The sequence below is a fragment of the Kitasatospora sp. NPDC091257 genome (assembly GCF_044757675.1).
In the GTDB taxonomy this organism is placed as follows: domain Bacteria; phylum Actinomycetota; class Actinomycetes; order Streptomycetales; family Streptomycetaceae; genus Kitasatospora; species Kitasatospora lactacystinica.
In genome coordinates this window covers 1-6,450 of record NZ_JBIVVI010000464.1, presented here as the reverse complement: position 1 = coordinate 6,450, position 6,450 = coordinate 1, and the positions used below count along the sequence as shown (strand labels likewise).

The 6,450-nt window shown below is 73.4% G+C and carries 6 protein-coding genes and 1 pseudogene; 4 read left to right on the top strand and 3 right to left on the bottom strand.

The features are described 5' to 3' along the window. Positions 1-32 precede the first annotated feature (32 nt). On the bottom strand, positions 33-1,217 hold the full coding sequence (gene nadA, locus ACIQOV_RS21630; protein WP_380546007.1) for a quinolinate synthase NadA: 1,185 nt from the start codon (positions 1,215-1,217) through the stop codon (positions 33-35). A gap of 219 nt (positions 1,218-1,436) precedes the next feature. On the opposite strand from nadA, the gene ACIQOV_RS21625 reads away from it, so the two are divergent. From ACIQOV_RS21625 to ACIQOV_RS21615, 3 genes are all read left to right on the top strand, one after another. Then, positions 1,437-2,360 carry an NADP-dependent oxidoreductase gene (locus tag ACIQOV_RS21625; RefSeq protein ID WP_401050763.1) on the top strand — a complete coding sequence of 308 codons (924 nt, stop codon included), beginning with the start codon at positions 1,437-1,439 and terminating at the stop codon, positions 2,358-2,360. A 136-nt stretch (positions 2,361-2,496) separates the two neighbouring features. Continuing rightward, positions 2,497-2,961, top strand: a complete 465-nt coding sequence (locus tag ACIQOV_RS21620) for an Lrp/AsnC family transcriptional regulator (protein WP_049651848.1) — start codon at positions 2,497-2,499, stop codon at positions 2,959-2,961. Positions 2,962-3,202: 241 nt separating this feature from the next. Next, positions 3,203-4,570, top strand: coding sequence for a pyridoxal phosphate-dependent decarboxylase family protein (locus ACIQOV_RS21615; protein WP_401050761.1), 1,368 nt, complete (start codon positions 3,203-3,205; stop codon positions 4,568-4,570). 59 nt (positions 4,571-4,629) lie between these two features. On the opposite strand, the gene ACIQOV_RS21610 is transcribed toward ACIQOV_RS21615, so the two are convergent. Then, entirely contained in the window at positions 4,630-5,490 is an 861-nt protein-coding gene (locus ACIQOV_RS21610) for a GNAT family N-acetyltransferase (RefSeq protein ID WP_380546001.1), read from the bottom strand. Positions 5,491-5,735: 245 nt separating this feature from the next. Here ACIQOV_RS21610 and erpA point away from each other — a divergent pair, with 245 nt between their 5' ends. Continuing rightward, positions 5,736-6,089, top strand: coding sequence for an iron-sulfur cluster insertion protein ErpA (erpA, locus tag ACIQOV_RS21605; protein ID WP_359897039.1), 354 nt, complete (start codon positions 5,736-5,738; stop codon positions 6,087-6,089). Between the two features lie 90 nt (positions 6,090-6,179). On the opposite strand, the pseudogene ACIQOV_RS21600 reads toward erpA, so the two are convergent. Continuing rightward, positions 6,180-6,450, bottom strand: a pseudogene (locus ACIQOV_RS21600) (hypothetical protein); the annotation flags it as partial.

Here is a 6,450-nt window from a genome sequence, read left to right as displayed (position 1 = left end):
GGCCCGCCCTTCGCCGTTGTCCGCGGGACGGGCTACGGCAGGGCCAGCATCCGGTCCAGGGCCGCCTTGGCGTGCTTCTCGGTCTCCGGGTCGACGGTGATCACGTTCGGCACCCGGCCCTCGACCAGCGACTCCAGTGCCCACACCAGGTGCGGCAGGTCGATCCGGTTCATGGTCGAGCAGAAGCAGACCGCGCGGTCCAGGAAGACGATCTCCTTGTCCGGGTGCGCCTTGGCCAGGCGGCGGACGAGGTTCAGCTCGGTGCCGATGGCCCACTTGGAGCCGGGCTCGGCGGCGTCCAGCGCCTTGATGATGTACTCGGTCGAGCCCACCATGTCGGCGGCCGCGACGACCTCGTGCTTGCACTCGGGGTGCACCAGGACGGTCACGCCGGGGATCCGCTCGCGGACGTCGTTCACCGAGTCCAGGCTGAACCGGCCGTGCACCGAGCAGTGGCCGCGCCAGAGGATCATCTTGGCGTCCCGCAGCTGCTCGGCGGTCAGGCCGCCGTTCGGCCGGTGCGGGTTGTAGACGACGCAGTCGTCCAGCGAGAAGCCCATGTCCCGCACGGCGGTGTTGCGGCCGAGGTGCTGGTCGGGCAGGAACAGGACCTTCTGGCCCTGCTCGAAGGCCCACTCCAGGGCGCGCTTGGCGTTGGAGGAGGTGCAGATGAGGCCGCCGTGCCGGCCGGTGAAGGCCTTGATGTCGGCGGAGGAGTTCATGTACGAGACCGGGACGGTGACGTCGGCTATGCCGGCGTCGGTCAGCACGTCCCAGCACTCGGCGACCTGCTCGGCGGTGGCCATGTCGGCCATCGAGCAGCCGGCCGCGAGGTCCGGCAGGACGACCTGCTGCCGCTCACTGGTGAGGATGTCCGCGGACTCGGCCATGAAGTGCACGCCGCAGAAGACGATGTACTCGGCCTCGGGGCGGGCCGCCGCGTCGCGGGCGAGCTTGAAGGAGTCGCCGGTGACGTCGGCGAACTCGATCACCTCGTCGCGCTGGTAGTGGTGGCCGAGGATGAAGACGCGGTCGCCGAGCGCGGCCTTGGCCGCGCGGGCGCGCTCGACCAGGTTCGGGTCGGAGGCCGGGGGGAGGTCACCGGGGCATTCGACGCCGCGCTCGCTGTTCGGATCGGCCTCGCGGCCGAGCAGCAGCAGAGCGAGCGGCGTCGGAGTGGGGTCGACGCCGTGGGTCTCGGTGATGGTGGTGGTCACGGGCGGGTGCCCTTCTGTGCGGCCGAGCTAGCGGTGGGGCCTTTTCGTCTAACTGACGCTATCTATTCTAACCGCTTAGCGTCAGAGTGACGATGGCCATCCTGTCGATGTGACGAGAACCGCTCGCCGAAACGGACCCCCGGCGGAGCCCGATAGCCGATTCGGGGCAGTCCGGCGTGGCCGAATCGATACTTCGAAGCCCGCGGGTATGGCTGAGCCATGAAAGCAATCGCGATCAACCGCTACGGCGGCCCCGAGGTGGTCGAGTACACCGACCTGCCCGACCCCAAGGTCGGACCCGACTCCGTCCTGGTCGAGGTCCGGGCGGCCGGGGTGAACCCGGTGGACTGGAAGGTCCGGGACGGCGCCCTGGACGGCATCCTCGACGCGCACTTCCCGCTGGTCATGGGCTGGGACCTGGCCGGCGTGGTGCGCGCCGTCGGCGGCGGGATCACGGAGTTCGCCCCGGGCGACGAGGTGTACGGCTACGTCCGCAAGGACGCCGTCGAGCACGGCACCTACGCCGAGCTGGTCTCCGCCCCGGTCCGCACCCTGGCCCGCAAGTCGGCCGCGCTGGACTGGGCGCAGTCCGGCGGCCTGCCGCTGGCCGGGCTCACCGCCCTGCAGGGCCTGCGGGCGCTGCGCCTCGCCGAGGGGGAGACCGTCCTGGTGCACGCCGCCGCGGGCGGGGTCGGCCACCTGGCGGTGCAGCTGGCCCGGGCCTTCGGCGCCCGGGTGATCGGCACCGCGGCCGAGCGCAACCACGACTTCCTGCGGGGCCTCGGCGCCGAGCCGGTGGTGTACGGCGAGGGCCTGGCCGACCGGGTCCGCGCGCTCGCCCCCGACGGGGTGGACGCGGCCCTCGACCTGGTCGGCCACGGTGCCGTCCAGGTCTCGGCCGGCCTGGTGGCCGACCCGGGCCGGATCGCCTCGACCACCGACTTCGGGGTCAAGGCGCTCGGCGGCCGGTACGTCTGGGTCCGCCCGGACGCCGGCGACCTCGCCGAGCTGGCCGCGCTCGCCGACGACGGCCGGCTGACGGTCACCGTCGCCTCGACCTTCCCGCTGGCCCAGGCCGCCTCCGCCCAGGCGCTCAGCGCCGAGGGCCGCACCCGGGGGAAGATCGTGCTGCTCGTTCCGTGACGGCCTCCGGCCCGTCATCCTTCGGCGGTGAACTCGTCCAGGTCATCCGCCAGAATGGTGACGAACCGTTTCGGCAGTGGCAGCCCGCCGCCGGAGCGCCCCACCGACCCCCGTACGACCGTGGAGCCCCGCACCCATGACCAGCAGCCGAGCACACGAGGTGGTCGGGGCCGACCTGGACGAGACCGACCGGCTCCTGCTCGCCCGGCTCGGCAGCGACGGCCGCGCCTCGTACGCCGAGATCGGCCTACAGGTGAACCTCTCCGCCACCGCCGTGCGCCGGCGGATCGACCGGCTGCGGGCGCGCGGTGTGGTGCGGGGCTTCACCGTGGTGCTCGACCCGTCCGTGCTGGGCTGGCAGACCGAGGCCTTCGTCGAGGTCTACTGCCGCGAGCGCACCGCCCCCGAGGAGATCCTCGCCAGCCTGCGGCAGTTCCCCGAGGTGGTCGCCGCCTGGACGGTCACCGGCGACCCGGACGCCCTGGTGCACCTGCGGGCCGCCGACATGCGCCACCTGGAGGCCGTCATCGAGCGCATCCGGCGCGAGCCCGGCGTCCAGCGCAGCCGCTCCTCGGTGGTCCTCTCCCAGCTCATCGGGTGACCCGGGCGGTGTCCTGCGGGTCCTCTCCGGGCCCGCCGGGACCCACCGGACACGACCTCCCCGGCCCGCACGCAGGAATCCTGCGCGGACCGGCCCGAAGACGCCCGAAACCTGCCTGACCGGCCGCGTTCCGACGCGCGGTGAGGTGCTCGTGCTGCCTACGCTGATCACGTCCGGTCGACGCGGTGAGGCGTCCCGCCGGTCGGACGCCCCCCGACACCCCACGCCGAGAGGGACAGCCGTGTCCGCAGCACCCGACCGCATGCACCGGCCCGACAACGAACTGGTCGACCTGGTTTTCGACTACATGCGGGAGCGGCTGCAGTACGACCCCGTCCCGCTCGACCACCCCGGGGACGGCGAGCACCTGCGCGCCCAGCTGTCCGGCCTGCTGAACCAGGACGGCAACAACCCGGTCGACGTGCTCAAGCTGTACGACCACGAGCTGTCCCGGGCGGTCATCTCCGCCGACAGCCCGCGCTACCTGTCCTTCATCCCGTGCGCCCCGACCAAGGCCGCGCTGCTGTTCGACATGGTCGTCTCCTGCGCCTCCCTGCAGGGCATCTCCTGGCTGGAGGCGGCCGGCGCGATCGCCGCCGAGAACCAGGTGCTGCGCCTGATCGCCGACCGCGCGGGCCTGCCCCAGTCGGCCGGCGGCACCTTCGTCTCCGGCGGCTCGGCGGGCAACCTCTCCGCCCTCGTGGTCGCCCGCGACACCGCTCGCCGCCGACTGGGCGTCGGACCGGAGGCGCGGCTGCGGATAGCCGTCGCCGACCAGGTGCACTCCTCGGTCAAGAACACCTTCAACATCATCGGCGTCGAGGCCTTCAAGGTCCCGACCGTCGACCGCCGGTTCACCGGCGAGGCGCTGCGCGCGGCCCTGGCCGCCGACCCGAACCCGGAGACGGTGATCGGCGTCGTCGGCACCGCCGGCACCACCAACGAGGGCATCGTCGACGACCTCAAGGGCCTGGCCGAGGTCGCCCGCGAGCGCGACCTGTGGTTCCACGTGGACGGCGCCTACGGCGGCGCGGGCCTGTTCGCCCCCTCGGTGCGGGAGCGCTACGAGGGCATCGAGCACGCCGACTCCTTCGTGGTCGACCCGCACAAGTGGCTGTTCGCCCCGTTCGACTGCGCCGCGCTGATCTACCGCAACCCGCAGCTCGCCCGCGCCGTGCACACCCAGGACGCCTCCTACCTGGACGTCCTGCACACCGAGGGCGACGAGTGGAACCCCACCGACTACGCCTACCACCTGACCCGGCGCGCCCGCGGCCTGCCGCTCTGGTTCTCGCTGGCCGTGCACGGCGTCCAGGCCTACACCGACGCCATCGAGGCCGGCCTCACCCTGGCCCGCGAGACCGCGCAGCTGATCCGCGAGACCGAGCACCTGGAGCTGCTGTTCGACCCGCAGCTCTCGGCGGTCTGCTTCAAGCGCAAGGGCTGGACCAACGACGACTACTACCGCTGGTCGCAGCAGCTGCTCGCGGACCAGATCGGCTTCGTCACCCCCACCGGCTGGGACGGCGAGACGGTCGCCCGGTTCGCCTTCCTGCACCCGGGCACCACCATGGAGACGGTCCGGGAGATCCTGGACACCATGGTCTGAGCCCGCTCCCGTCACGGCCCCGTCGGCAGTCCCGGCGGGGCCGTACGCGTGCCCGCGCCCTACAGGAACGCCCCGCTCGGCAGGTACGGCGTCGGCGGCCGCATCCCGCGGACCCCGACGAAGCCTCCGGCCCGCGGCGTCAGCCCGACCTCCAGCCCGACGTCCAGCGCCCACTCCTGCTCCGCGGTCAGGTGCTCCACCCGCGCCTCGGTCCCCTCCGGCACCCGGGACAGCGCCTCGCGCAGCAGCCGGGCGGCGATCCGCTTGCTGGTGGCCGCGAGCAGCCGCACCACGCCGCCGTCCCGGTAGCAGTAGCCGCTGCCGGCCAGCGCGTCGGCGATCAGCAGCTCCTCGAAGTGGCCCAGCATCAGCTCGTGGTCCGGCCCGTGCGCGGACCCGCGCAGCCGCCGGTCCACCGAGTCCAGCAGGTGCAGGTGAGTGGCGTTGCCGCGGTGCACCGGGATGTCCCCCGGGTCGAGCAGCCCCTCCCGGTCCACCCGCCCGGCCAGCCGCATCGCCGGGTGCAGGGTGAAGCCGGCCAGCCGGTAGCGGCGGGCCGCCGCCGGGGAGTCCGCCGCGCAGACCATCCCGCGCAGACAGCCCCGGGAGTGCGCCGCCGCCCGTTCCAGCAGCAGCCGCCCGACGCCCCGGCCCTGCGCGGACGGCCGGACGGCGTACAGCGACGGCGCCCACAGGCCCTCCCGGCGGATCGACAGCACCGCCCCGACCGGCTCGCCGGCACTCTCCGCCAGCCAGCAGCCGCCGGGATCGGTGCGCGCCAGGTGTCTGGTCCGGGCCAGCCGCAGCGGCGTCGGCCCCGGCGCCGCCGCGGCCGGGGAGGCGTCGGCGAACGCGGCGTCGGCGAGCTCCTGGACGGCCTCCGCGTCCGCGGCGGTGTCCCTGACCGGGCGAAGGATCATGGGAACCATCCTGGCGTCCGGCGGCCCGCCCCGGGGCCGGTTCGCCCGGATCCGCACCTCGCGCGGTGACCCGTCCCGCGGGGGTGTGCGAGCATGGGGAGCGTAGGGGACGCGGGTGGCACACCCGGCCCACGGATATTCGGTCGCGAACAGGCCGCAGAAATCAATCGCCGTCCGGGAAATGAAACCGGACGGCCGTTGGTTGGCACTGGCGGCAGACCGTCGTCAAGACCGGGAGAAAGCAGATGACCGTCCAGGACGAGACCACCGTCGAGAGTGGCATCCTCCTCACCGATGCCGCCGCGGGCAAGGTCAAGGCCCTGCTGGAGCAGGAGGGCCGCGAGGACCTCGCGCTGCGCGTCGCCGTCCAGCCCGGTGGCTGCTCCGGCCTGCGTTACCAGCTGTTCTTCGACGAGCGCTCGCTCGACGGCGACGTGATCAAGGACTTCGACGGTGTCAAGGTCGTCACCGACCGGATGAGCGCCCCGTACCTGGGCGGCGCCACCGTCGACTTCGTCGACACCATCGAGAAGCAGGGCTTCACCATCGACAACCCGAACGCCACCGGCTCCTGCGCCTGCGGCGACTCGTTCAGCTAGGCCCGCTGCGGAAGGCGGCCCCGGGGATCACCCCGGGGCCGCCTTCTCGTTTCCCGCCCGCGCGGGGCCGCCCGGCGCCCGCGGGGGCGTCTACCGTCCGGCGACGTCCGGGCCGACCGGGTCCGGCCCCATGTGCGGGTCGCCCTCCAGCGGCAGCTCCTGGCCGCTGGTCCGGTCGACGACGGTCCGCCCGGCCAGCGGCGAGCGCAGGTCGGCCGAGACCGACTGCCGCTTGGCCAGCGCGTTGCACACCTGCCCGGGCTGGACGGTGGGCTCGGCGTGCAGCAGGTTCGCGGCCGCGCCGTGGTCGCCGAGCCGGCCGTGGGCGCGGGCCAGTTCCTCGGCGGCGGCCAGCCGCAGT